This window comes from Flavobacterium sp. ZT3R18, assembly GCF_007097385.1.
In the GTDB taxonomy this organism is placed as follows: domain Bacteria; phylum Bacteroidota; class Bacteroidia; order Flavobacteriales; family Flavobacteriaceae; genus Flavobacterium.
The window spans coordinates 29,669-55,539 of record NZ_VJZS01000026.1 but is presented as its reverse complement, the minus strand read 5'-3'; the positions used below and the strand labels follow the sequence as shown (position 1 = coordinate 55,539).

Below are 25,871 nucleotides of genomic sequence, written 5' to 3'. Positions count from 1 at the left end.
TTGGAATTTACTTTCACTAATTCATTTGTGGGATTTTTTGCGAGATTGAATTTGTTTCTTAAAATTATCATATCCTCACTCACTTTTTTATCCAATATTTTAGCATAGTGTTGTGTGGTTCTTATATTTTTATGTCCTAGCATTTTGCTCACGCTTTCTATGGGAACACCATTTGTAAGTGTCACAGTGGTTGCAAAAGTATGTCTGGCAATGTGGAAGGTTAAATCTTTTTTAATGCCGCAAACATCTGCTATTTCTTTTAGATAGCTGTTCATTTTTTGGTTGCTTAAAACGGGTAACAGTTTATCTTCATTTATGCATTGTGGGTGATTGGCATATTTCTGAATTAATTCTTCCGGAATAGGGAGGAGGGGAATGCGAGAAGCGGTTTCTGTTTTCTGGCGATGGGTGAATATCCATTTGCCACCATCAATACCCATGCTGATATTTGATACGGTTAAGTTTTTAACATCGATGTAAGCCAAACCTGTAAAGCAGCTGAAAACGAAAATATCTTTTACCAGGTTTAATCTTTCAGTTGCAAATACTTTAGAATAGATATCTTGAACTTCTTCTTGCGTTAGATAATCTCTTTCGACTTCACGAATTTTTGATTTATAGTTTGCAAATGGATCTTTATCTAACCATCCATTTGAAATACAGATTTTGATTATTTTCTTGAAGTTCTTAATGTATTTGACTGCTGTGTTATTGGCACATTTTCGGATGCTTCTCAGATAGAATTCATATTCTGTTATGAAAGAATGATCTATTTTATTGATTTCGATATCGGATATGTTGTATTTCCACTGCAGGAAGTTTTTGGTGTGCTTGAGTGAGGTTTTGTATCGCTCTAATGTTCCAGGTGCGTATTCGAGCCCCAAAAGTTCTTCTACTTTCCGGTTATGTTCTTCGAAAATAGGGATGAGCATATGTTGGTGTTCTTGGATCCCGAGAAGTCTATTTTTAAAAACTTCAATTGTGAGGAGTTCGTTGCGGTGTATTAATTCCATTTGGATATCGAATATTTTCGATTTCATTAAATCAAGGTATTCATTTAGTGAACGAGCATTCTCTGTATTGCCTTTCATTTTTGACATCTCAGGTGACCATTTAGTGGAATCTATAAATTTTTTGGTACTGAACTCCATTCGATTTCCATCAACAGTTAATCTTACATAGATAGGAAGTAGACCTGCTGCATTAGCTTTTGTGCTCTTCGCATAAAAGTGCAATGTGATTTTAGTTTTCATAGTGGTAACCTTTTAATTATTATTCAATTTAGACTTCTAAAGAATATCAAACAAGATGTTTAAATAGTGGACAAGTGTTAAACTATCCATTGAACAGGTTGTTTGAAAATTTTAAATTGATTTAGCGAGACCCTGATCTTAGAATTATAGTAGGGTCTCGATTTTATCTCGTTAAGAATGAGATTAGATGAGTAATTTGAATAATACGTAAAAGCAAAAACCCCGTAAATCATAAGATTTACGGGGTTTTGATACCATTTGTATTTCTACTGGCGGAGAAAGAGGCTCCGATGCCTTTATAATAATCCCAGTAAATACGGGGCTTCTTGCATTATATTTAAGAACAGGGTAACCAATAGGGTAACTCTGAGGAAGTTTCTTAAAAACTCTATGCAAATATATTAAAATTTTAGTGTGTTGCATACAATACTTCCGCAGAAAATGATTTAAGCAGTTAAAAATCAGTAAAATAAACGCCAAAAAAAAATAGGCTAAACCCGTGAATTATTGTGAATTATAAGATTATTATATAATTTTGAATCCACAGGCAAGATGTATTATTAAGCTTATCATTGTCAATACATTAGAGAAGGAGTATTTTAAATCTCTAAATAAATCAAGGAAAAAATTCATTGAAAATATCTTGATTTCCTTTTTGAGCATAAAAGGTAGAATTAATTTTCTTCAACTGGAAAGGTTCGGTGAATATTCAGAAAGCACCTATCGAAATCAATTTGAATAAAAATTTGATTTTTTTGAGTTAAACAAAAGTTTAGCTGTTCAGACTTTGAGCAACATAATTATTGGTTTTGACCCGTCCTATCTCTCCAAGTCTGGAAAGAAAACACATAGGGTTGGTTATTATTGGTCAGGGGTTGCTGGTAAAGCTAAATGGGGCTTAGAGGTTGCTGGTTTCGCAGCGATAGACCCAATTCTCAATACGGCTTTTCATCTGAATGAGTTTCAAATACCTCCAAGAGAAGAACTGGAATCGTCTGGAACATTACTTTTAGATTACTAATGCGAATCAAGAGTTGAAAAAGCAGTTGTTAACATGATAAATAGAAAGAAATATCTTTCAAATAATTTGTTTTAAAGTCTGGAAATCAGTACATTTAAGGTGTATTCGAAGCACTTTTAAACATATGATTATCCAGACTAAAGCCGTAAAATTAGTACAAATTTATTCAACAATTTGTGAACAATTTGAAAAAGATTTAAAATATACATGTCAGCGATTCAGCAATAATGACAAGCAAGATTTAACAGATCAAGAAATTATGACAATTTACTTATTTGCATTAGAAGAGGAACAGCGAATTACCGTAAAGCAAATCCACCGATTCGCTAGCGAATATTTGCATTCGTGGTTTCCAAAACTCGGCTCTTATGTTGCGTTTTCTAATCGCTTGAACCGCTTGTCAGAAACTTTCAGGAAATTGGTAACTAGCTTGATTACTGAGTATTGCCCTGACGATTGTTTTTTAGATCAAAGCTTGTTGGACTCGATGCCGATTATTACTTGTTCCGGAAAGCGTTCTGGAAAAGTTGCCAAAGACATTACAGATAAAGGATATTGTTCTACAAAAAGCATGTATTACTATGGAGTTAAACTTCATGCATTAGCTTTTAGAAGAGAAAAGACAATCTCTTTTCCTGAGGAAGTATTAATTACCCCAGCTTCTGTAAATGATTTGACCGTTTTTAAAGAAGCTTGGACAAACAAAGAAAATAGATGCTTTTTTGGGGATAAAATCTATCATCATCAAGACTTTTTTTCTGACCTTGAAAAAGAAAACAACTCAATAATGATGACACCCGTTAAGGCTGTTAAAGGAGAATGTCAAGAAATTAGAAATAGAGATAAAGCTTCAAATGACTTGTATTCAACAGCAGTATCAAGAGTTAGACAGCCTATTGAATCCTTTTTTAATTGGTTGATTGAAAAAACAAATATTCAAAGAGCTTGCAAAGTTAGATCCACAAAAGGATTATTAGTGCATCTATTTGGTAAGATAGCAGCTGCCTTTATAAACTTAATATTTTAACCCTTGATTCGCATTACTATGTAAATTTGATAACAAAAAATACAATTGAATTTAAAAATCTTACATTATAATTTTCTCAATAATGTCTCTTGACTTTTTATTTCATCAAATTTTCAGCATCATTTAATCGCAACGCAACATTATCCCAATTAATAATATTAAACAAAGCATCTACAAAATCGGTTCGTTTGTTTTTATATTTCAAATAATAGGCGTGTTCCCAAACATCTATAACTAATAACGGAATTGCTCCCCATTGTGTTAGTTTTTCGTGGTTTTCGCATTGCAAGATTACTAAATTATCGCTGTAAGGTTGATACGCTAGAATTCCCCAACCATTACCATCTACATTTTTGGAAGTAGCCGCAATTAAAACCTTCAACCTGTCGTAGCTTCCGAAACTTTTTTCAATTCGTTTTAATAAATTGCCTTTTGGCAAGGTGCTTTTATTAGTAAGATTTGTCCAAAATATAGAATGGAGAATGTGTGATGAAAAATGATAGGATAATTTTTTTGTCCAAAAATCAATAGTTTCCAAATTGTTTTCGTCCAATGCTTTTTTTATCATTTGCAAATCTTTGTTTGCGCCTTTTACCGCTCCGCCATGATGAAAAGTATAATGGAGATGCAAAGTTTCAGCATCCATGTAGGGTTCTAAAAAACTTTCGCTATATGGCAAGGTTTGCTGAATATAATTTCCATTGGCATCAACCAATTTATCAATAGAATTGTCGGCTAAATTTTCAGCAAACGCATTAGTCGTAGGTAGCACCAATGCTGCCGCACCAAATAAAGTACTCGATTTTAAAAAATCTTTTCTGTTCATAGCATTAATTTTATAATAATCCCAACAACTGCTGCAACAGCAATAATATAAGGTTCTTGAATTTTTTTGATATAAATTAAAGAAAAAATTGCCGCAATAGCAATAAGTATTGTTGGAATATCCAGAATACTTTTGGATGCAATTACACCAACTGCACCTACCAACGCGCCCACAACGGCTGCGGTAATACCATCTACAAAAGCTTTGATTGATTTATTTTGTGCGATTTTTTTAAACGATGGAGCTAAACTAATTGTAAACAAATAACACGGCAAAAAAGTCGCTAAAGCTGCAATCAATGCTCCAGGAAAACCAGCAACTAAATAGCCTATAAAACCAACGGTAATAACAACTGGACCAGGAGTAATCATCGCAACTGCTACTGCATCTACAAATTGTTGCTCCGTTAGCCAATGATTTTCTATTACAACTCCTGCGTGCAAAAAGGGCACTATCGCCAATCCGCTACCAAATACAAAGGCTCCAGCTTTTGCAAAAAAGATGGCAATTTCCACAAGAGTAGAATTGTCATAATTCCAAAAACCAATTTGCAATAAGGCAATAGAATTGGCAGTTTTAGCATTTAACCATTTTGGAGGTGCTTTGACAAACATATACAAAAGTCCAGCAAATACAAATAACAAAACTTGTTCCTGCTGTGTAACCAAGGTTACAACTATGGCAACTACAAAAAACAGCCACAATAACCAATTGGTTTTAAAAGAGGTTAAATTAAATTTACCAATAGATTTCAGCGTTAGTTTATAGGAACTCATTACGATAATACCGATAACTGCTGCTCCTACCCCATAGAAAACAGCTTGTATCCAAGACAATCCTCCGTATAATTTATAAACGATTCCTAAAAGTACTACCATTAAAAAAGAAGGCAAAACAAAAGCCAATCCTATCAACGTTGCTCCTAGAAAACTGTAATGTACAAATCCAAGATAAATCCCTAATTGTGCTGCTAATGGACCCGGTGCTAATTGTGCTAAAGCGAGACCTTCCTTGTATTCTTCTTCTGAAATCCATTTTCGCTCTTCTACTAAATCTCTGTGCATATAACCAACCAATGCTACTGGACCACCAAAACCAATGGTTCCTGATTTCAGGAAATAAAATGCTAATTCTTTTAAAGTATATTTTGGATTTTCTTTCATATCTAGATATTCAAATAGAGTGACATCATTTTGTATTAATAAAAAGCAAAACTATTGATCTTAAAAAGATATAAATAGAATGCTACTTACCTTTTGTATCTGGATTACTTTTTATTGAATTTCTCATGTAAGAAGAAGGATTTTTCCCAGTGCTCAGTTTGAATATTCTTGTGAAATGACTTTGATCTGAAAAGCCAGTCATATAGGCTATTTCGGTAAGGGTATAGGTTGAATTTTGAATAAGTGCAATTGCTTTTTCTATTCGTAACTTTCTAACGTAATCTCCAAAATTGAGGTCTTCAAAATACTTAGAAAACTCCCTTGACAAATAGGAAGGGTTCAATTCTAAGTCATTAGAAATTTTCTTTAGATCGAAAGTAAATTGGGCATCTATTTGATCCTGAATAATTGCCTTTAGCTCTTTGACCCAAGAAGGCGTTTTTTTATTAGTTGTTTTTTTCTCTTTCAGAAAGTTATGATACACTTCATGTAACAACTTTTCAAAAGGACTATTCTGCAAATGACTTTGTTTGTATAAATGCGTTGCCCAACTGTATAGCGCATCATAAATAACCATTCCAGTTTCTAACAATTTATAGTCATCGGTAATATTATACGAAAGTCCAGTAGAAATTGCAAAAAGTCCCGCTGATTCTTTTGCTATATCATGTCTGTCCGTGTCAGCACCACGTACAATATCTGCCATGATTAAAATAGCAGAATCTTCAATTTTATATTTTTTAACAAGGTAATCAAAGGTACTTTGCTCTTTGTAGTGCGTAAACTCTACATTGAGAATATCAAACGGAATAGCATGCAATTCTTTTGCTTTATCCAAAACTTCGCTGAATGGGACATAAATAAATTCAGCGTCTTTGTCTACGAAAGTTTTTATCAGCCAAGGACAGGCTATTCTATCAATTTTAGGTCTTTCTCTAGTAATCCATTTCATTTGAAATAATATAAAGGAAATTTTGCTCCTCAAATATTAAGCTAATCTACATTTATTTATCTACGTTTCAAAAAAACACTTACAAATCAATTGCTCCAAAACTAAGATCAGATATTCTTTATTTAGACAATATTTCTTTCTAAGAAATTTAAACAGGCTCTTATTGAATTCTTATATTTTTTTTTAAAAAAAATCCTCTAACGGTTTTTGGGTCGGAACTTTGTCTGAATTGTCAATACTGTCAAGTTGAGATTGAAATTTTGTCCACCAAGCCAAACCATACTTGATTTCCAAATGGTGAATCATTTTTTTGTTGTAATATTCTGTGCCATTCAATGTTGCTGTAGATACATTACAACCAAATAAATAAAAGTTAAAACCGTAGGAACTGGCCAGCTTTTGTTTTTCCTCAAAGTTCAAGGGCATTTCTCCAATTTCAACAATTTGTATTTTACCGTTTTCAATGTCTTGTCCTGCTGTCCAAGAATTGAAATCTGTAAATAGCCCGAAAACAGAATTCAGCCCAAAGCAAAGACCTCCGAGCAGTAAAATTGTCAATAGTCCGTATGTGATTTTTCGTTTCATTTTTTTATTTTTAAATAAGCCTTCCTGTTCATAATCTGGGCCGTTGTCATAAATATAAGGTTTCAATAATATGCTGTCATTTCTGTCGATTCCCACTAACTCATATTCAGAATTTATTACAAATGCCATTTCACATAAAGGACCAGAACCATTCAGGTATTTTGCCTTAATAATAATCTCTCCTTTCAAAGATTTATAACCCATTAATACTTTCCCAGATGTTGAGTCGAGATAAGAGATTAAACAATCCTTGATGCTCTTTTTTTGCCCAAAAAATTGATTTGAAAACAACAACAAGGCAAGTGCAGTCGTCATCATAATGGTAGTTGCGATTTTGAATCTAGGACAGTCAGCAGTAGTTTTATTTTTCGTTTTTTTTTATTTTTCTTTTCTTATATTTATAGTATAATATGCTGCTCCCCAAAATTGATACAGAAAAGGAGCTTGAATTAAGGTAGAATAAAAACCTTAAATTAGCAGAATTATGTCAAGAACAAGAAGAGTGTTTAGTAAGGATTTTAAATCCAAAGTAGTTTTAGAAGCCTTAAAAGAGACAGAGACTCTTGAGACGTTGGCTAAGAAATATGAAATATCAGGGTTCACTATCGAACACTTGATAACAGTTTTAACATTTTTTGATAATTTAAAGTAGATTCATTTATGGTTCGAATCCCACCGTGGTCACCAAACAGGTCAGATGGATTTTTCATACATTTGGCCTGTTTTTAATTAAAACTAACTGATTGTCAGTCTTTTAATTTTATGGTGTTTCGCAGTTGAATTTAAAAAGAATTTTATTTCATTTAAGAATAAAAATAATAAAGTTCACATGACCACACTACAAACACATGATAATCAGATATTTACATGTTTTAAATGTGTTATTTTTCATATTTGGTTCGACATGTCCCAGCATGATAGTAAATGGGGTTCGAACCACATTTTAAAGCAATAATTATCAGTCTGTTATAAAATAAAACAAACTCTTTTTATCTGTGTAAAGCGAGTAAAACCATCTTTTTTACAAAAAAGACAATTTCAGAAGCAATTCTGGGTGTAATGTTCGAACCATCAAAAGGTGTCAGAAAAATACTTAAAAATTTATCACCAGACCACAACCTAACTGCTTCCCATTATAAAAAGGCGTTAGTAATGTTGTGGTGTTTTTCTCTTTAGTGTTAAATAATTTTTTCTTGATATAAGGATTAATCCAATAAGCGACTTTCGTGCTTAAAATACCTATACCGGCACCCGCAGCAACATCTGTTAACCAATGTCTGTCGTTGTATATTCTGAAAAGCCCCGTTCCTGTGGCAACAACATAACCTGAAATCCCGTACCAAATTGATTTGTCTTTGTATTCTTGCCATAAAAATTCAGCTCCGGCAAAAGCTGTTGCAGTATGTCCTGATGGAAAAGAATTATTGGAACTTCCGTCAGGTCTTGGAACTTTCGTAATTGATTTAAGACTTAAAACAGCAGTTGACATTATGATATAGGAAGTAACCAATATTATTGAGCGATCCTTCAGATTATTTTTCCCTTTTATTCCTGCGGCATTCAGCGCATAAACCGCAACCGCAGGTGCATATTGTGAGAAATCATCAATAGTAATTTTCTCATCAATATGCTCATTTACTTCTTCTTTAATTTCAGAATTAAAATTTTTTATCTGATCGCTTTCAAGACCTATGAAACCATATCCTATTAATACAGCTGGAATAATAAGCTGTTTGTAATTGTATTTCATATTTCCCTGAGTATCCCCCTTCGAAATAGTATCTGTTTTTACTTCTTGCGCATTTATAGTTACGATACTAAACAATGAAAATAGAATGATTTTTAACATTAGATTTTTTTTATAATTATGGACTAATTCTGAATTCTTTTATTTTTTGGGCACTAAACTATGTCAAACATTACAAGTGCTTTTCATTTTTAAAAACAAAACACAATAAACTCGGTAATACCACTAACAGCAAAGGCATAGCGATTATAAAACCGCCAATTACAGCAATAGCAAGTGGTTGATGTAATTCTGAGCCTGTGCCAATTCCTATAGCCAAGGGTAATAAAGCGATAATAGCACCGAAAGCGGTCATTAATTTTGGTCGTAATCTGGTTGAAATAGAATAAATTAAAGATTGATTTGCGTTTCCGGTAATCTTGAAAGTTTCTCGGAATTGTAGAAAAGTAAAAATGGCATTCTCACTAATGATCCCAACAATCATAATAATTCCAGTGTAGCTTCCAACATTTAAAGGTGTTTTTGTAATGAAAAGCAAAATATAACTTCCTGAAATTCCTAAAACAGAAATTAAAAGTATAATTATTGCTACTCTAAAATCCCTGAATAAAAATAAAATAACACCAAAAACCAATAATGATGAAGCTATTAAAATCATTAATAATTCTTTGAAAGATTGTTGTTGTTCTTTGTAGGCTCCAGCATATTCAATATAATAACCACTAGGAAGATGAATACTATTTGTTACTTTAGTTTTTATTTCCCGCATCACACTCCCCAAGTCTCGATTATCTAATCTTCCTGTTACCACACTCATCGTTTGAAGATTCTCTCGTTCTATCACTGCAATCCCTTTTTGCACATTTATGCTTACAAGACTTGTAATTGGTATCGATTGTCCACTAGGTAAAAACAGTTGCAGTTTCTTAATATCTTCTAAACTCCTTTTTTCAGAGTAAGGATAAATCAATCGTATGGGAATTGTTTGCTCGCTTTCCAATAAATGTCCAATTACATTTCCTTCGAGCGCCGTTTGCATTTGAAATTGCAAATCGGTTGGCGTTATTCCAAATTGTGCCAATCGGGAATAGTTAGGCTGAATATTTATGGATGGTCCAGCCAAAATAATTCCGTCAAAAACATCAGCTGTTCCTTTTACTTTCTCGACAATAGCATTAACTTGCTTTGCAATTTTGTGTAATTCGGCTTGGTTGTTTCCATAAATTTTAACTTCTATCGGCTTTACCGAACTCATCAAATCACCCAACATATCACCAATCACCTGACCAAAATCAATGCGTAAAGCAGGTTGTGTAGCTTCTACTTTTGCTCTAATTTCATCAATAACATCATTACTAGTTTTGTTCCTGTCTTTTTTTAATTGAATTAAATAATCACCAAAATTGGGTTCGGTAATAAAAAATCCCATTTGCGTACCCGTTCTTCTACTATAGGCTTCTACCTCGGGAATTTGAATTATAATTTTCTCTACTTCGTTGAGCATTCTATCAGTTTCTTCCAATGATGTACCCGGAGGACTTTCATAATCAAGAACAATACTGCCTTCATCCATTTCCGGTAAAAAACCAGTTTCTAAATTAGGTACTATTAGTATAATTGAAAGTAGTAAAACAATACAAAAAGCAGTACTTATAATTGGTCTTTCAATAAAATAAGCCACCCAATTTTGAGTTTTTACTTCGTAGATTTCGTTTTGTTTCTCGATCACTGCATCTATTTTTTCTTTTTTGGAAAGCAATAAATAAACAACAGGCAGTAACAACCATGTTACAAAAAAGGAACAAACCAATGTAATAATCATTGTGTCGGTTAACACTTTAAAATAAGAACCCGCCACACCACTCATCAAAACAAATGGAATAAAAATTACGATGGTACTTAGGGATGAACCCACCATTGCCGGAAACAAATAATGAATTGCTTTTTGCAAAAGCGAAACTGTGGGTTCATCAGGATGTTCTTCGTGTGTTCTATGAATTTGTTCAACAACCACAATCGCATCATCAATAATTAAACCCAATGCCGCAGCTATCGCACCAAGTGTCATAATGTTGAATGTTTGTCCCGTGAGATACAGAATAATCAAGGTGAGTCCCAAAGTAACCGGAATAATTATCAGAATTGTGGCACTGGCTTTCACTGATTTCAAAAACAAAACGGCAACAATTATGGCTAATAATAATCCGATGAGCAAACTATCTGTAACACTTTTTACTGCATCATTTACAAAATTAGCTTGTTCATAAAACGGTTTTATACCAATACCTTTTGGAAGGATTTTTTTTAATGCTTGCAACTTTTCATTCATCGCACTCGAAAGTGAAATTAAATTAGTACTGGGTTGTTTTATAACTGCCACAAGAATACTTTCTTTACCGTTGGCATTTACTTTTATATATTCTTTAGCTTCGCGAATTTCTACCGATGCAATGTCTCTTAGAGTGACAATTCCTTTTCCGTTGTTGCGAATGACCAAGTTTTCTAATTCGTCTTTTTTATTGACTTGTGCATCAGTAATCGTGAGATACAAATAGCGATAATCAGACAAATATCCATTAGATTTTATAAAATTGGTTTCATTCATTACCTGTGTAACCGCATTCGGCGTAATGCCAAGCGTTGTCATTTTATCAAAGTCTAACGTTAACCAATATTCTTTTTCTTTGCCACCAATAATTCTAATTTCAGAAACACCTTCTATTTGGGATAAAAAAGGTTTAATTGTTAAGTTGGCAATTTTTTTGAGTTCAATCGCAGATTTGCCTTTTCCTTCAATGGCATAACCAATAACAGACAGAATTGAAGGGTTCATTTTCTCGACCGTAATTTGCGTATCTGGCGGAAGATTATTTTTGATCTGATTGATTTGTGCCTCAATTCTTGTTTTACTTAAATCTATATCCGATTTCCAATCCATAAAAGCCGAAATCTCACAACTTCCCCTACTGGTCGTACTTCTAATGGTTTTTAAATCCTGAACTTTTTTAATGGCATTTTCAAGTGGCTTTGTAACGGTAATCATCATTTTATCGATAGGCTGTTGGCCCGCATCGGCAATGATTTTTATTTTTGGAAAAGTAATCTCTGGAAATAAGCTGGTTTGCATTTTAGAATATGCAAAAAAACCACCCAAAATGATTAGGAAAATAACAGTACTTAAGCCGTTTTTATGTTTAACAAAAAAGGTATTCATCTGGATTAGTTTTTAACTATTTTGACTTTTATCGTATCTGCAACCCCGTAATTTCCGGTAAGTACTATTTTATCTTTACGAGTTAAATTTGGCGAAAGAATTTCTACTTTGTTTTCGGTTTCAATTCCTTTTTTTATAGGGATTTTTATAGCCGTATTGTTGTTAATCATTTTCATTATCCAGAAATTAGTTTCTGTTTCATCACTCAAAACTGCTGCTTTTGGCAATGAAATGGTTTTTGAACTTGAGGCTTTTTCTATTCGGACTTTTACAATTAAATTCTCCGGAATATCTTGTTTGCCCATGATCTTTAAAATGACGCTTTGTGTTTGCGAAGTTGCATCAACAGTTGGCATAAACTTTTGAACTTTTGCTTTTACAGATGTTCCGTCAGGCATAAACACCGAAAATATTTTGCCAATTGGAACTTGTTTTTTCAACTCATAAGGCAGACTTAAAATGATGGCAAAGCTGTTGGCATCGTTAATTGTAACGAGCTGGTCACCATCTTGAACATAATCTCCTTGTTGCACATTGACAGAAGTGATGTAGCCATTTGTATTTGATCTTACTTGAATTGCATTTCCAAAATTTAAACTTGGATCAATTTTATTTATGGTATTTCCTAAAACTTTTGCTTCTCTGGTTTTTATTGAAAATAATACTTTACCGTTAGAAACATAATCGTTCACGGCAACATTTACCGAATTCAAGTAACCGGTTGCATTTGCTTTTATAACATTTTTAACCAAATACGTTGCTGTTGCATTCAAATCTATAAAACTTTGAATTGCAGAAGTGTCAATTGAAGTTAAGGTTACAGGAACGCTGGCATCAATTTCTTTTTCCTCCTCATTTTTTTCTTTACAGGAAATAAAAAGAAGCAAGATTACGGTAAAAAATAGAATTGGTTTCGTCATTGAATTATTCATTAAAACTCCAATAATTTATTTCATTAATGATTTGAAGTTTGTTGCTGTTGTTTTGTGAGATATTATTTTTAATGGTTATCAAATTGCCAATTGCAATAACATAATCAGTGATTTGTGCGTCTCCAGTAAGTAATAATTTTTTATTGGCTTCTATTAATGCTTCGGAAATAATGAGTTGCGATTGTAATTGTTCTTCAATATCATCAACTTGTTTCAATTTCTGATTTAACATTAAAATTTGTTGATTGTATCGCTTTTTAAAATTGTTTTTGTAAGCCAAATTTGTTGCAATAGCAATATCATTTTTCTGATGTTGTAACGTTTTTTGGTTTCCGTCATAAATTGGAATTGATAATCCTAAACCAACACTAAAGCCAAAGTTTTTGTAAGCTTGATAAGTAAAACTCGAATTGTATCCTGCATCACCAAGCAATGCTAATGAAGGTTTATACATATTATCAATTAATTTATTTTGATTTTGAAGTTTCAAACTATCAACTTCAAATTGTTTTATAAATATAATTTTATCTTCATTTTTAATATTCTTCAATGCAATATCAGGCTTCTTCAAATGGACGAAAGTTGTATCCGTTTCCCCAGTCAAATAATTAAGTAAAGCCAAATCATTTTGGTATTGCTGTTTTAATTGTAAAAGGACTAATTCCTGCTGTTTTACCGTTGCATTAAAAATTAAATAATCGGTTTGTTTGTAAATTGAATTTTGGGTCAATTTTTTTAGTATTGTAACCTCATTTTTTAAAAGCACAGCCATTTTTTGGTTGTAAACTATTTGTTCCGAACTTTCGGAAGCAGTTATATATTGAGAAACAATTAGCTTGTTCAAATCTTTCTGCGCCATTTTTTTATTCAATACCAAACCATCTTTTAGTAATTTGAAAGTTTCCGATTGTGAATTAATTTGGTTTCTACCAATTATTTTCTGGTTAATACTAATCAAACCCGAAACCGATTGACCATTACTCAATGCTGTATCATAACCAAATCCGTTTATGACTGGAGCATAATTTGCATTTAGGTTTCCGGTAATTTGAGGTTTATAGGTTGATTTATTTAATAAACTATCAAGAGTGGCTGATTTTATTTGGTTGTTAAAATCGATAATTAAAGGCGAATTGGTTTGTGCCTTTTCAATAAAATAGTGTAAATCCTTTTCTTGCGAAAAGGACTTAACACTTAACAAAACAAAAATGAGGCAAATCTTTAATCTCTTTGAATAAGTTTGCATAAAAAGAATTTTAACTATTTGGCATTATTTTCAACAACCAAAACCACAAAGGAGTTGGGTATAAGACTTGCGCGAGGTTTTGGGTTATCTTTTGTTGGGTCGGGTTTTATACCAAAATCAGCAATAGGCAAATACAATTGATGCGTAGTTTTGTTCAATGCAATTGTTCTGGCCCCTTTTTGCGTTTTTACAGTTTCAAGAACTGAAAAGGTATTGGCATTTTCTTCTTTTACAACCGTAATTGTTCCTTCACCATTCGAACTAAAAATAAGTTTCTTTTTGGCATCAAATGCTACACCGTCACAACCTTCGCCAATAGGTGAAGTTTTTATAATTTTCCCATTTGAAGCATCAACAACAATCATCAAATTATTGCTACAAACCGAAAACAATCTGTTAGTTTCTAAATCTATTGCCAATCCCGAAGGTTCATCTCCAGGCGCAATACTCCATGTATTTATAACTTCTAATGTTGAAGCATTTATGGTTTTAATTTCATTTTTATCTTCAATATTTACATAAATCAAACCTTTGGTATTGGTTACCGAAAATTCTGGTTTTCCGCCAAGTGGAATAGTTTTTATCACTTTATTTGTGATAGCATCGATAACTGTTGCATCATTACTTTTGGCATTGTAGGCAAACACTTTTTTAGAAAATTTATCATACAAAACTGCATCCGGTTTTTGACCTTTAATAGAAACTTTATCAATTAATTCAAACGTATTCAAATTGACTACTGTAACCGAATTGTCTTTTCCGTTTGTAATGAATGCTTTGTTTAAATCGTCGGCAATCGCAATGCCGTGAACTCCTTTGGTATCGGGAATTGTTGTTATTGTTTTATTGGATTTTAAATCGACAACGTTGACAACGCTTCCGTGAGAAACAAATAAATGCTGATTCACTTCATCAACGGCTAGATAATCCCAGCCTTCATCACCTGAAACATTTATTTTTTTTGATACTTTATACGTTTGACTATAACTATTAGAAATATAAGCAATAATTATTAATGATAACATTATTTTTTTCATTTTAAAAAAAAAATCAAAAGTTAATTGTATTTAATTTTATAGGATAAGAGTTGCTATTTCATTTTAAATCTACAAAAAAATGGAAACGTTTGCTAAATTAAAAAGAGTTGGACGTAAAAATTAACTCTTTATGGATATTAATTCATTAAAAAAAAAGCGAAAATTATTCTTTTATTGACATACCATTTTCTTTAAAAGCAAGGCTTTTACTCTTCATACCTTTTTTTAAATCTACTTCATAAATAGTTCCATGTTTCAAACTTTCTGTTTTGTCCGCCTCCACAATTTTCCAATCACTATATTTCGATTTTACAGATGCTAAAACTGCTTTTGGCAAATTGGTAACTTTAATTTCTCTTTCCGTTTCCAGCCAGGTTCCATCTTCTGAAAAATTAGCAGAAATCTTGTTTCCTTCCAAGGTAAATTCTGCTTCCCATTCTTTTGGGCCTTCAACTCCCCAACTCACTTTTGTTGCCGTAGGAAATTTTTCAGCGAATGCTTTTTTTACTTTATCCGGTGGAGTCCCAGCAAATGCACAACTGCAAATGAATACAATTGACATAATCATTAATAATTTTTTCATTGCTATTAATTTAAAATTTATAATAGCCAAAGTTGCAAACCGATTTTGAAGAAATATTGAATTTTTAGAAACGAATCTCGAAAATGTGAAGATTATCTTTGAAATTATAAATAACATTCCATTGGTTGTTATCGGCAATTTTTTTAATTATTGATAATCCCAAACCATTTCCTTTTGAAGAAGGATTTACTTTAGAAAAACGCTCAAATAATTTATTTATTTCTAGTGATTTTGGTATACCTGTATTAGAAAAAATTAAAGAATTTTTATCCAATACAACATTTATAATACCATTTATAATATTATGATTAATCGTATTTAAGAATAAATTGCTTATCAAGATTTCAGATAAAAACGGATTTGTCCTAATTAATGTACCTGACTCTAGATTTGTTGCAATACTAATGTTCTTTGCGAATGCTTGTTCCTTGAAAAAGTCTAATTGATTAGTAATAACCACATCCAAAATTACATCTTCCAGAATGTTATATTGTTTACTTTCAATCTTGGATAAAAGCAAAAGATTTTTATTTAACCTGTTTAATCTAGTTGCAGTATCATTTAATTTGTCAAGTATTTCAAATTGTTCTTCAGTCACATCTGATCTTTGAAGTAATGTTTCCAGCTTACCTTTAAAAATAGCTATGGGTGTTTGCAATTCGTGTGCGGCATTTTCAATAAATTCTTCTTGGCTTTTGTAAATAAGTGTGTTTTTTTTTATCGCTAGGTTTAGTCGATTGAATTCCTCAATATTATTTGTAGTTAATTTTGAATCTAAATTTTTATCTATTTCAAATCTCTCAATTTGCTCCAGTGTTTCATAAAATGGTTTCCATAGTGTGAGTGATACTCTTTTTGTAATGATGAATAAACCAATGAGAAGTATAGCTATTATTACTACAAACAATATAATAATACTTACTATCAAATCTTTCTTTTCCACTAAATTTGTTCGGGCAAAAAAGGTATAGTCTTTTCCATTAATTGTAACGGGGGAAACAAGAACTCTATATGGTTCGTTTTCTACGTCTAAAGTGTCGTAATATTTTTTATAAAAGAATGTATCTTCCTTTAAATTTTCTTGAACTTTATTGATTTTTACATTTCTATTGAGTTTATTCCAAACCTCAATATCATTTTCTTTTAATTTTGGTATTGAATTTTCAATAAATTCTTTTTTTAAAAGGACCAACCCTTCATCTGCTTCTTCAAGATATAAAAATTGAGTTACAAAATAAAATAACGGCGCAGCCAATAGCATGACTAACAGCGAAAATGACAAATAGTATTTTAAGGTTTTATGTAATAGTTTTTCAGTCATTATTCCATTTGTAACCAATGCCGTAAATCGATTTTATGTAATCGTTACTTCCAGCATCACTTAGCTTTTTCTTCAAATTTTTAATATGTGCATAAACAAAATCGTGGTTGTCTAACATATCTGCCATATCACCCGAAAGATGCTCCGCTATTGCGCTTTTTGATAAAACTTTATTTTTATTCCCAATTAGAAATAATAACAAATCAATTTCTTTCTTGGTACATTCAATTTTCTTTTCTCCAATTTTTACCGATTTAGCTAATGTATCAACTTCAATTTCATTGAATCCAATTTTATTATTTCCATTGAATTTTTTTCTTCTTACCAATGCTTGAATTCTTACCAAAAGTTCAGAAAGATGAAAAGGTTTTGTTAAGTAATCATCAGCTCCCAGATTGAAGCCCTCAATTTTAGTCTCCAAAGTTTCCTTTGCAGAAATTATAATAATTCCCTCTGATTTGTTTAGACTTTTCAACTCCTTCAGAATATTAAATCCATCACCGTCAGGAAGCATTAAATCTACTAAAATACAATCATAATCATACATAGTAATTTTATCTAAAGCAGTTTCAAATTTACTCGCCGTTTCACAATGAATATCATTTGCTTTTAGATAACTTTTTATACTGGTGGCAATATCGATTTCGTCTTCAATGATTAAAATTTTCATACTGCAAGTTAACAATTCAATTTTGAATGAAAATTGAATTTAGCAGTTTTAATAATTTGTTTTTAAACTTCTGATACCTCACTCAAAAGCTTCAAATCTTTTAGTAAAAGGTTCGAATTTTGTATCAAGGGGTCCACAAAACAGAGCAGAAGTGTCAAAAACACATCTGGTCTGTTTTTAACAATAACCAATTGATTATAAATAATTTAATTGAATGTAGCTATATACTTTAATGTACTAAAATTTTAATGTTGCATAATTTTTAGTTTTTCTACTTAAATTGAGTAAGTGTATACATTAAGAATTAAATTTTTACAAGACATATAATTATGAATTTGTTGTTGGTATATCAAAGTATATAGATACCTTTCTGAAATAAAAAAAAACACATCTCAAAAGGAAATGTGTTTTAAAAATTGAAATGTAAGCCTTCTGTTTATTGAAATTTAGCTGTAAAACCAAGATAGAAACTTCGTCCCACGGCGGGTATAATACCTGGACCAGGATATTCATCGGTTCTACGAGTGAAATAAGATTTATCAGTTAGATTATTGGCACCTAACTTGATTGCAAAATTATTTAATTTATAGGAAGCACTCCAGTCCAAAACTGTATACGAAGGAATATGACCCGCTACTGGATCTTCGCTAGTCATGACATTGGAAGCATCTCCATAAGAGTCTCCAATATAATTGTACTGTAAAGTGGTCGATAATTTACTAGTACTGAAAATTAAGCCTATACGGTTTGTGGTTTCGGCTGCTGCTTCGACTCTTTTTCCTTTAAACTCTCCTGTAGTGTATTTGGCATCTACATAGGAAAAGGAATTGAAAATACTTAAACCAAAATCAGATTGTGAATTAAAGTATTTTAGAATATTAAACTCTATATAACTTTCGATTCCTTGGTGCACACTATTGGCGATATTTTTTCGAATAGAATAATAATCCCCAGTAATTGGATCGGTTGCTAATGTTACCCCGATACGGTCGTTGTACGCCATATAAAATGCCCCAATATCAAAATTAAGATAGTTTCTAATGGTTCCTCTGTATCCTAAATCACTATTAAATCCTTTTGAATCTTTCAGGTTAGGATCTATTTTTGAACTAGTTCCAAAAGGTTCTAACTGGCTGTAATCTATCGGACGGTAGGCTTGGCTAATATTGGCATAAATACTTGTGTTTTTTCCCGGTTTTAACTCTAATCCAAGTCCTGCTAACGCAAAAGTTCTATTTCTAACTTCATCAGTAATTTGAATGTCGCCTTCTACTTCTTTATGTCCTTTGGCAGTACTTCTTAAATATTCAAATCGGAAGCCAGGAGTGATAGTGAAATTTTTGGTGATTTTAAAAATATTTTCTACAAACGGAGCCAGATTTGTGGTGGTAAAATCCAAATCATATCCCCAATCGCCCGTAATGGATAAGTCAAAATCACTATTTGTGGTTCCTTCTCCACCTCCTTGACGTTTAAACCAAGCATAACTTTGACGGACACCGCCAGCAAAAGTTGATTTTTGATTCCCCAAATAATAATTTTGGGAATAGCGTACTTCGGTTGTGGTATTGTTCATTTTTTCGATACCTACTTCTCTAGGGACATATGCTCCCGTTATTGGGTCTATATCATCTGTGGCTCCAGCTCCTCCGTCTTCATTTCTCCAAACCAAAGAACGACTGCTAAATAAATAGGTAGATTTAACACTCAAAGTGCTGTTTTCCGTAGGCGTATAATTGGCATAAGCCGTAATGATATTCCAAGGGCTTTTTAGCCAGTTTCTTGCCCTTGTAGAAGTTTTTGGATTAGCATAAAATAAACTGTCGGTTAATCCACCTGGCATTTTTATTTTATTTCGAAGCAAAGAATATTCAACACCAAAATTTAATTTTTCAGAATGGTTGTATTGTATTTTTCCAAATCCAGAAACTTGCGATTGCTGACTGTTGGGTCTGTAGCCTTCCATATTTCGGTATTGTAAAAAGCCGTAGTAACTTAATTTTTTATAGTTTCCACCAACAGAATTAAAGGAATTAAACAACCCATAGCTTCCTATTGTTTGTGAAGTAATAAATTCAAATGGTTTGTTTTTTGGGGCATCTTTGGTGACATAATTGACTAAACCGCCAAATTGTGAACCAAATTGCAACGATGCAGCACCTCGAACCAATTCGATGCGATTGACAGCTTCCATTGGTGGAATGTAATACGATTCATTATAACCATAAATATCAGCACTAACGTTGTAGCCATTTTGTCTGGTGTTCATTTCTACACTTTGGGAAGGGTTAAGTCCACGTGTTGCAATTCCGTTGGCGGTAAACCCGCTACTTTCTGTTTCTACAATATTTAAACCTGGAATTCTTCCTAGTATTTGTCTGGTATTATTGACTGCTTTATTGGCATCGAGACTGTCAACAAGAATGATTTCACTTTTTTTACCAGCATAAATGATTCCGTCTTTACTATCGGGCAAGTGACCTATACCATTTACGGTTTTAAAGCCTTTGACAATAACTTCTTTCAGGGAGTTTTCAGTGTTTTCTTGTGCTTTGATTGTTTGTAATCCAGCTAAAGCAAGAAGGGTAAACATTATTTTATTGAAATTCATATTTGTGGTTTTTGTAGTATAAAAAATCATTTTCGGTAATGATCGGTAAGAGTTTCAAGAAATACTTCTAGTTGACTTTCTTCCTGGGCAGTCATTTTTAAATTACCTAATTCGTCTCTATTTACGTTTTCAAGGACTTCTGGAGTAGCAAATTCGCTTGGATTTACATCACGAACATTATAGAAATGAATGACTTCTTTTAATGTTTTAAAGGATCCGTTATGAAAGTAAGGGGCTGAAATAGCAATGTTTCGTAACGTGGGAACTCGAAATTTTCCGTTGTGTTCAGGTTGCGAAACAATAGCTCCAATACCCAAATCAATAAAGTTGACTCCTGCAGGATTTACAGCTGTAGATTGGTTGTAGAATGGATTTTTTTCGTTTCTAGGTACTCCTATATTATCATAACTAAAATCCGTAAACAAAATTTTACCTGTTCTTTCGTCTGGCTCTAAAACGTGACATTGTGCACATTTTCCTTTTCCTTGAAAAACGGCTAATCCTTTCTTTTCATCATCCGTAAATTTGATCAACTGCTTGTTGAAATAATCAAATTTTGAGGTAAAAGAATTTACTTCTTTTGATGTTTCGAAAGCAGCTAAGGCATCCGCAACATAAGACATTAATTCCTCGTCAGACTTTGCCATACCGTATTCTTTTTCTATTTCGGAATAATAGGATGCCTTTTTTATTTTTGAAATAACATCTGCAATATCCGCATTGTTCATTTCTACTGGATTAATAAAAGGATGCCTGAGTTGCTCTTGTAAATTTGGGGATCGTCCATTAAGAAAAAGGCCTCCAATATAAGTTTCATCCTTAGTATTATAGGTACGCTCCGGAGAAAATACATTGTAAGCTAAATTTGGAGAATTGGTGTTTGAGAAAGCACCTGTTACAGCACCTTCCGAAATGTCTCTGTGCAAAGGATCGCTAAAGCCAGTTTCTGGTGCGTGACAAGAAGCACATGCTTGACCGATAGGATTGGACAGGTTTTTATCAAAGAAAATTAATTTCCCGATTGTTATTTTATTACTAACAACAGGTACATATTCGGAATCATCAGTACAACTGGATAGCATTATTAAAGCTACAGTGCTAATTAATAAGTATTTTTTATTCATTTATTTGGAATAATTAAAAATAATGGCGCAAATATAAAATTCCATTTTTATACCAGCAAGCTTATTTAGACTAAATATTAACAGTGTTTTTAAATTAATTTTAACAGTATTGAATTTCAATATTTTACAAAAAAAAATGTTTTTTTGGATAAGATTTTGCTTTATTTTTTTCAGATTCGCATCCTATTTTTACCTCAAAATCTGAAATCCCTTGTAAATACTGGGTTGCTAATTTCTGCATCGAAAATTTATCCAATTAAATACTAACGTATATAGTTGCCTAATATATTTAATAGATTAAATTTTTTGGTGTATTGAAGTATATAGTTCCCTTATCAATATAACCCAATCCAAAAGATTTATAAAGACTTAAATTAATATATTTGTCTTAAATCGTATATGATGAAAAACAATATAATTCGTGAGAAAAGACGTCTGGTATTTAATTTTAAAAGAATCACGCCTAAAATAATTAGAGATTTATCCAATATAATTGAACAAGAAATTAAATCGCTGAGCACTAATGAAACAATTGACCACTATATAATCTATTCAGTTGATGCGACTGATAATACATCTTTTGAAAGTCAATCCAATGAAATTTTCACAGAAAATCAGATTATTGAAAGCAGAGTTGTTAGAAAAGTTGTTATGAGGTTTTATACAAAAGACAATTCAAAGAATATTGAGGTACAAATGGTGCATTTAATAAATGATGAAAACTCAGAAAACTTTATTTCAGTTAGTGGAGATGAACCTAATTGGGTAAATGGAGTATTAAGTAGATTATCAGAAATTATAAATAATGCAGAAAACCAATCAAAGTTTAAAGACAGATTTAGTGGCTGGATAATATCTGCAGTTTTTGTCCTATTTAATGTTGAATACTTCAGGCTTGTCCATTTTGAAAAAACACAATATGAGCTTCTAGCAACACTTTATGTTATTGGTGTTCCAATATTATCTGCCAGTGCAGCTTTTGGGCTTCATGCTTACATTGAAAAACTGTGGCCATCAGTAGAATTACAAACAGGACCAGAATATCTTCAATTAGCCACAAAAAAAAGAAACAATATGAAGTGGCTCATGGCGACTATCTTTTTTCCTATTTTACTCGCTATTATTTATGATGTTGTTAAAAGTAGTCTATAGAAACTTAAGGCATCTGAATATACCAAATTATCCTTGAGAGTTTGTTGTCTCTTTTTTACTTAGTTTCTTAAGTTGGACTCATAAAATATTAATTAACATTTTTTTTTATTAAAAATTGAGATTGGTACAAAGTATATAGATGCCAAATTAAGGCATCTATATTCAATTGCTTATAGACATCCCCTATTTATTCTAACGAATTAAGACATCAAGAGTCCGCAGGATTCTCTTTGACACTTTTTAAAGAGCTATTTTGAACATAAAGAGTAGTGAATAAATACTCTTTTTCTTATTTTTATTATTTTAATGGTGATGAAAGTATTCGCTCATTTGAATAACAAAACGGGCTTTAAACTTCCTTTTTTCACTTATATGAGTTACTTTTGCACTTGTAAACACCTCTTATATTCACTGCTACTAAAACGATTCTTTTATAAAAAAGCGTTCCATTTAAGGAATTGCTTTAAGAACTAGATAGTTATGAAGTCGTTAAAATAAAGCGGGAATACTTTAAAAAGAAGACCTAATACTAGATTATGTTCTGATATAAAATAAGTAACATGAAAAAAAATAGTTTGATTCGTTATTTCTGAAAGTATGGTTGTCAAAATGTCTATTTTAATATTAAAAAAATAAAATCGCGATGGATTGCTTGAACTGCCGTAGTCGATAGACTGGGGCATGTTCTGGGCAATCGTTCGTAACCGCCGTCAACCGCCGAGCAATTGTTCTTACGCAGGAAGAACAATTGCTCGGCGGCGGGCATTAGCTCTCCATTATGGGCTGTGACTTTTGTCATTAAAAAGTAATACAGACACAATGAGTTTATCCGCAGTTTCTTTAGCTATGTTTATTTTCCAGTCGCCTGCTACCTGCAAGGCGATTAGGGATTAAAAGAAATCCATATTTTTAATTTTTATTGATTGAACTTTAAATTGTAAAGAAGATTATGCTGCTCCCCAAAATTGATACAGAAAAGAAGTTTGAATTAAGGTAGAATAAAAACCTTAAATTAGCAGAATTATGTCAAGAACAAGAAGAGTGTTTAGTAAGGATTTTAAATCCAAAGTAGTTTTAGAAGCCTTAAAAGAGACAGAGACTCTTGAGGCGTTGGCTAAGAAATATGAACTTTTACCGGGTCAGATTTCGGTTTGGAAGGCAGAAGCTATAAAGAATATTTCAGCCGTTTTTTCAGCAGAAAAAAGCAAATCTCCAAAGGATGATATTCCCAAGGAAAAGCTTTATGCTCGAATAGGAGAACTAACTTTGGAAAATGATTTCCTAAAAAAAAAGTTGAAATAGTCCCAATGGAAGAACGAGAAAGAATGATCGACAGTAGGGATAAATTGAGCATGGTGAAGCAGTGTAAGTTATTGTGTATTAGCAGGAATTGTTTTTATTATTTACCGAAAGGCGAAAGTAATGAGAGTCTTGAAATGATGTTGTTACTAGACCAGCAATACTTACTTACCCCGTTTTATGGATACCGAAAAACAACTGTTTTACTTCAAAACAAGGGTTTTAAAGTCAATGAGAAACGAGTTAGAAGACTAATGAAACGTATTAATTGGCGTACTATTTACAGAGAACCACGTACCACAATTCCTGTGAAAGCACACAAGAAATACCCTTATCTTTTGAAAGATTTAGAGATTACCCACAAGAATCATGTTTGGGCAACAGATATTACCTATATCCCAATGGCAAAGGGTTTTATGTATTTGTGTGCCATAATAGATTTACACACAAGATACGTACTGAATTGGAGCGTAAGCAATACAATGAGTGCCGATTGGTGTGCTGAAGTTTTAGAAGAAACAATTGAAAACCATGGTAAGCCAGAGATTTTTAACACAGACCAAGGAAGTCAATATACCAGCGATGTACATACAAGAGTATTGTTATCCAACGGAATACAGATTTCAATGGATGGAAAAGGAAGAGCTATTGATAATATTTTTATTGAGAGATTGTGGCGTACTGTCAAATATGAAAATGTATATTTGCAAGCCTATACCGATGGAATAAGTCTTCGTAAAGGACTTAAAAATTACTTTGAGTTCTATAATGAAGAGCGATTTCATCAGGCGTTAGATTACAGAACGCCTCATCAAACCTATTACAAAAAAGAAGTGGCATAAAACGAGAATAACTTTTTTTTGGCTTTTTTAATTAGCCAAAAAGTTATCTCCCATTTTAGCCAACAGGCTGGAATATTGAAATTGAAAAACTACCTTAATTAGTTTGAAATTCTGTTTAAAAAATGGTCGCAGCGTAGATACAGGCAGGTTTACTGCCTGTATCAATAGGTTAATTAAGTATCAGTCCATCAGCACCTTTATTGGCAAAATCCAAACATAGATTAAAAGCTGACTGCGTGCGTATTTGTCCCGTGCCCCCCATCAAAAGAGAGGTTAGTTTGGCTTCATCATCTTTGTAATTTCTAACATTTTGAAAATACCCCGTCACAGCATTATATGCTCCGAACACCGTGCCTTTTGTGGTATTCATAAGTTGTGTGGGGTCGCTCATAGCATATTCATAGGCGCTGTCCACCATATTAGTAAAACAGGTAGAAAGTTCGTCTTCCTTACCGTCCTGTATGGTTTTAAGTACCTCCTTATTGGGAACGAGCGCAGACTGTATTAGTTTTTTTACTTCGCTGTCCGTAATACGTACCTTTGTCCAATCGTTGAAAATAGTTTCCATTTGTGCCGATAGCATATCGGATATGCCCATAACTTTATGTGCCTGTTCCAAACGCTGTTTGGCATTGGAAGTATGACGAATACGGACGGTATTGGTTTTGCTGTTCATTGCTGCATTAAGAGTGTTCGCACATACAATGCGTATGGGTGTGAATGCTGCTGTTATGCTTCCGCTTCCGTCGTGTGAAGTCGTAAGGAACAGGTATTTTTCAATCAAATCGTCGTTACCAACCCGAATATAATCGGGTAATTTAGCCGTTATAAATGTGCGCTCCCCTTTGCCCAAAGCACCTGCGGTTTCGTATAGGATTCCGTCACCGCCCACAATGCTGTCGAAAAAAGAAAAGGCATCCCTGTTCTGTACGATTTGATAGTCTTTGCCCACCACACCCAATACGGCATTGTTATCCGTGCGTACGGTACTAAAGTAATTGGGTACTTCGATTTGATTGTGGATGGTTTCGCCGTCCAAACTGATTTCCTGTAAGCAAGGTGTAAAGAGTTTGCGTTTTTCCACTTCGTAATCCAACCCTGCGTGCCCAATTGCTTCTGCGCTTGTCGGATAGTCCTGTATGATTTGCCCTAAATTGTGCCATGCTTTTTCCTTTACGCTAAAAAAACTGTGTTTCTCTGTTTGCTCGTTGTAATTTATATTGTGTGCCATGATGTTAAATTTTAAGTGATTATTAAATTGTTTTT

Annotated in this window: 22 protein-coding genes; 6 read left to right on the top strand and 16 right to left on the bottom strand. The window is 32.7% G+C overall.

The annotated features are described in order from the left end of the window. On the bottom strand, window positions 1-1,253 hold a 1,253-nt coding region (locus FNW52_RS18645; RefSeq protein WP_143378981.1), incomplete at its 3' end, for a site-specific integrase. A gap of 787 nt (window positions 1,254-2,040) precedes the next feature. Between FNW52_RS18645 and FNW52_RS18640 the strand changes: the two genes are divergently transcribed. Both FNW52_RS18640 and FNW52_RS18635 read left to right on the top strand, forming a co-directional pair. Further along, entirely contained in the window at window positions 2,041-2,274 is a 234-nt protein-coding gene (locus tag FNW52_RS18640; protein WP_116761113.1) for a hypothetical protein, read from the top strand. A gap of 124 nt (window positions 2,275-2,398) precedes the next feature. Continuing rightward, window positions 2,399-3,301 carry a transposase gene (locus FNW52_RS18635; RefSeq protein ID WP_143378980.1) on the top strand — a complete coding sequence of 301 codons (903 nt, stop codon included), beginning with the start codon at window positions 2,399-2,401 and terminating at the stop codon, window positions 3,299-3,301. Window positions 3,302-3,398: 97 nt separating this feature from the next. On the opposite strand, the gene FNW52_RS18630 is transcribed toward FNW52_RS18635, so the two are convergent. From FNW52_RS18630 to FNW52_RS18615, 4 genes are all read right to left on the bottom strand, one after another. Beyond that, window positions 3,399-4,127, bottom strand: a complete 729-nt coding sequence (locus FNW52_RS18630) for a superoxide dismutase (protein ID WP_143378979.1) — start codon at window positions 4,125-4,127, stop codon at window positions 3,399-3,401. Further along, window positions 4,124-5,290, bottom strand: coding sequence for a chromate transporter (locus tag FNW52_RS18625; protein WP_116761107.1), 1,167 nt, complete (start codon window positions 5,288-5,290; stop codon window positions 4,124-4,126). The genes FNW52_RS18630 and FNW52_RS18625 overlap by 4 nt, the downstream gene beginning before the upstream one ends. Window positions 5,291-5,372: 82 nt before the next feature. Next, on the bottom strand, window positions 5,373-6,242 hold the full coding sequence (locus FNW52_RS18620) for a chromate resistance protein ChrB domain-containing protein (RefSeq protein WP_116761105.1): 870 nt from the start codon (window positions 6,240-6,242) through the stop codon (window positions 5,373-5,375). 183 nt (window positions 6,243-6,425) lie between these two features. Further along, window positions 6,426-7,145, bottom strand: a complete 720-nt coding sequence (locus FNW52_RS18615) for a hypothetical protein (RefSeq protein WP_143378978.1) — start codon at window positions 7,143-7,145, stop codon at window positions 6,426-6,428. Window positions 7,146-7,311: 166 nt separating this feature from the next. Between FNW52_RS18615 and FNW52_RS18610 the strand changes: the two genes are divergently transcribed. Continuing rightward, window positions 7,312-7,479 carry a transposase gene (locus tag FNW52_RS18610; protein ID WP_116761101.1) on the top strand — a complete coding sequence of 56 codons (168 nt, stop codon included), beginning with the start codon at window positions 7,312-7,314 and terminating at the stop codon, window positions 7,477-7,479. Between the two features lie 441 nt (window positions 7,480-7,920). On the opposite strand, the gene FNW52_RS18605 is transcribed toward FNW52_RS18610, so the two are convergent. The 10 genes from FNW52_RS18605 to FNW52_RS18560 form a co-directional block, all read right to left on the bottom strand. After that, window positions 7,921-8,676 carry a phosphatase PAP2 family protein gene (locus FNW52_RS18605; protein ID WP_116761100.1) on the bottom strand — a complete coding sequence of 252 codons (756 nt, stop codon included), beginning with the start codon at window positions 8,674-8,676 and terminating at the stop codon, window positions 7,921-7,923. Window positions 8,677-8,746: 70 nt separating this feature from the next. Continuing rightward, window positions 8,747-11,788, bottom strand: a complete 3,042-nt coding sequence (locus FNW52_RS18600) for an efflux RND transporter permease subunit (RefSeq protein ID WP_116761098.1) — start codon at window positions 11,786-11,788, stop codon at window positions 8,747-8,749. A 5-nt stretch (window positions 11,789-11,793) separates the two neighbouring features. After that, complete coding sequence (locus tag FNW52_RS18595; RefSeq protein ID WP_185966039.1) at window positions 11,794-12,708, bottom strand: efflux RND transporter periplasmic adaptor subunit; 915 nt, start codon at window positions 12,706-12,708, stop codon at window positions 11,794-11,796. A 4-nt stretch (window positions 12,709-12,712) separates the two neighbouring features. After that, on the bottom strand, window positions 12,713-13,966 hold the full coding sequence (locus FNW52_RS18590) for a TolC family protein (RefSeq protein ID WP_116761094.1): 1,254 nt from the start codon (window positions 13,964-13,966) through the stop codon (window positions 12,713-12,715). Window positions 13,967-13,980: 14 nt separating this feature from the next. Then, window positions 13,981-15,003 (bottom strand): YncE family protein, encoded by a 1,023-nt coding sequence (locus FNW52_RS18585; protein WP_143378977.1) that lies wholly within the window; start codon window positions 15,001-15,003, stop codon window positions 13,981-13,983. A gap of 163 nt (window positions 15,004-15,166) precedes the next feature. Continuing rightward, the gene (locus FNW52_RS18580) at window positions 15,167-15,586 is read right to left on the bottom strand and encodes a PepSY-like domain-containing protein (RefSeq protein WP_185966038.1); all 420 of its coding nucleotides are present in this window, start codon (window positions 15,584-15,586) and stop codon (window positions 15,167-15,169) included. A 64-nt stretch (window positions 15,587-15,650) separates the two neighbouring features. Next, window positions 15,651-16,907 carry a HAMP domain-containing sensor histidine kinase gene (locus FNW52_RS18575; RefSeq protein WP_143378976.1) on the bottom strand — a complete coding sequence of 419 codons (1,257 nt, stop codon included), beginning with the start codon at window positions 16,905-16,907 and terminating at the stop codon, window positions 15,651-15,653. After that, window positions 16,900-17,577, bottom strand: a complete 678-nt coding sequence (locus FNW52_RS18570) for a response regulator transcription factor (protein ID WP_116761086.1) — start codon at window positions 17,575-17,577, stop codon at window positions 16,900-16,902. The genes FNW52_RS18575 and FNW52_RS18570 overlap by 8 nt, the downstream gene beginning before the upstream one ends. A gap of 436 nt (window positions 17,578-18,013) precedes the next feature. After that, a complete protein-coding gene (locus tag FNW52_RS18565; protein ID WP_185966037.1) occupies window positions 18,014-20,188 on the bottom strand; it encodes a TonB-dependent receptor domain-containing protein in 2,175 nt (724 codons plus the stop codon). 26 nt (window positions 20,189-20,214) lie between these two features. Then, window positions 20,215-21,312, bottom strand: coding sequence for a cytochrome-c peroxidase (locus tag FNW52_RS18560; protein ID WP_116761082.1), 1,098 nt, complete (start codon window positions 21,310-21,312; stop codon window positions 20,215-20,217). Between the two features lie 402 nt (window positions 21,313-21,714). Here FNW52_RS18560 and FNW52_RS18555 point away from each other — a divergent pair, with 402 nt between their 5' ends. From FNW52_RS18555 to FNW52_RS18545, 3 genes are all read left to right on the top strand, one after another. Then, window positions 21,715-22,464 carry a hypothetical protein gene (locus FNW52_RS18555; protein ID WP_124019494.1) on the top strand — a complete coding sequence of 250 codons (750 nt, stop codon included), beginning with the start codon at window positions 21,715-21,717 and terminating at the stop codon, window positions 22,462-22,464. A 1,023-nt stretch (window positions 22,465-23,487) separates the two neighbouring features. Further along, a complete protein-coding gene (locus FNW52_RS18550; RefSeq protein ID WP_143378975.1) occupies window positions 23,488-23,766 on the top strand; it encodes a transposase in 279 nt (92 codons plus the stop codon). A gap of 5 nt (window positions 23,767-23,771) precedes the next feature. Then, window positions 23,772-24,605 carry an IS3 family transposase gene (locus FNW52_RS18545; protein WP_143378974.1) on the top strand — a complete coding sequence of 278 codons (834 nt, stop codon included), beginning with the start codon at window positions 23,772-23,774 and terminating at the stop codon, window positions 24,603-24,605. 169 nt (window positions 24,606-24,774) lie between these two features. Here the strand turns inward: FNW52_RS18545 and FNW52_RS18540 are convergent, their stop codons facing one another. Continuing rightward, the gene (locus tag FNW52_RS18540; protein ID WP_143378973.1) at window positions 24,775-25,836 is read right to left on the bottom strand and encodes a DUF932 domain-containing protein; all 1,062 of its coding nucleotides are present in this window, start codon (window positions 25,834-25,836) and stop codon (window positions 24,775-24,777) included. Window positions 25,837-25,871 lie beyond the last annotated feature (35 nt).

What these genes read in the sequence shown, in the direction of transcription:
- FNW52_RS18635 (WP_143378980.1), top strand. Translation starts at nt 2,399, where the DNA reads ATGATTATCCAGACTAAAGCCGTAAAATTAGTACAAATTTATTCAACA.
- FNW52_RS18630 (WP_143378979.1), bottom strand. Translation starts at nt 4,127, where the DNA reads ATGAACAGAAAAGATTTTTTAAAATCGAGTACTTTATTTGGTGCGGCA.
- FNW52_RS18625 (WP_116761107.1), bottom strand. Translation starts at nt 5,290, where the DNA reads ATGAAAGAAAATCCAAAATATACTTTAAAAGAATTAGCATTTTATTTC.
- FNW52_RS18620 (WP_116761105.1), bottom strand. Translation starts at nt 6,242, where the DNA reads ATGAAATGGATTACTAGAGAAAGACCTAAAATTGATAGAATAGCCTGT.
- FNW52_RS18615 (WP_143378978.1), bottom strand. Translation starts at nt 7,145, where the DNA reads ATGATGACGACTGCACTTGCCTTGTTGTTGTTTTCAAATCAATTTTTT.
- FNW52_RS18610 (WP_116761101.1), top strand. Translation starts at nt 7,312, where the DNA reads ATGTCAAGAACAAGAAGAGTGTTTAGTAAGGATTTTAAATCCAAAGTA.
- FNW52_RS18605 (WP_116761100.1), bottom strand. Translation starts at nt 8,676, where the DNA reads ATGTTAAAAATCATTCTATTTTCATTGTTTAGTATCGTAACTATAAAT.
- FNW52_RS18600 (WP_116761098.1), bottom strand. Translation starts at nt 11,788, where the DNA reads ATGAATACCTTTTTTGTTAAACATAAAAACGGCTTAAGTACTGTTATT.
- FNW52_RS18595 (WP_185966039.1), bottom strand. Translation starts at nt 12,708, where the DNA reads ATGACGAAACCAATTCTATTTTTTACCGTAATCTTGCTTCTTTTTATT.
- FNW52_RS18590 (WP_116761094.1), bottom strand. Translation starts at nt 13,966, where the DNA reads ATGCAAACTTATTCAAAGAGATTAAAGATTTGCCTCATTTTTGTTTTG.
- FNW52_RS18585 (WP_143378977.1), bottom strand. Translation starts at nt 15,003, where the DNA reads ATGAAAAAAATAATGTTATCATTAATAATTATTGCTTATATTTCTAAT.
- FNW52_RS18580 (WP_185966038.1), bottom strand. Translation starts at nt 15,586, where the DNA reads ATGAAAAAATTATTAATGATTATGTCAATTGTATTCATTTGCAGTTGT.
- FNW52_RS18575 (WP_143378976.1), bottom strand. Translation starts at nt 16,907, where the DNA reads ATGACTGAAAAACTATTACATAAAACCTTAAAATACTATTTGTCATTT.
- FNW52_RS18570 (WP_116761086.1), bottom strand. Translation starts at nt 17,577, where the DNA reads ATGAAAATTTTAATCATTGAAGACGAAATCGATATTGCCACCAGTATA.
- FNW52_RS18565 (WP_185966037.1), bottom strand. Translation starts at nt 20,188, where the DNA reads ATGAATTTCAATAAAATAATGTTTACCCTTCTTGCTTTAGCTGGATTA.
- FNW52_RS18560 (WP_116761082.1), bottom strand. Translation starts at nt 21,312, where the DNA reads ATGAATAAAAAATACTTATTAATTAGCACTGTAGCTTTAATAATGCTA.
- FNW52_RS18555 (WP_124019494.1), top strand. Translation starts at nt 21,715, where the DNA reads ATGAAAAACAATATAATTCGTGAGAAAAGACGTCTGGTATTTAATTTT.
- FNW52_RS18550 (WP_143378975.1), top strand. Translation starts at nt 23,488, where the DNA reads ATGTCAAGAACAAGAAGAGTGTTTAGTAAGGATTTTAAATCCAAAGTA.
- FNW52_RS18545 (WP_143378974.1), top strand. Translation starts at nt 23,772, where the DNA reads ATGGAAGAACGAGAAAGAATGATCGACAGTAGGGATAAATTGAGCATG.
- FNW52_RS18540 (WP_143378973.1), bottom strand. Translation starts at nt 25,836, where the DNA reads ATGGCACACAATATAAATTACAACGAGCAAACAGAGAAACACAGTTTT.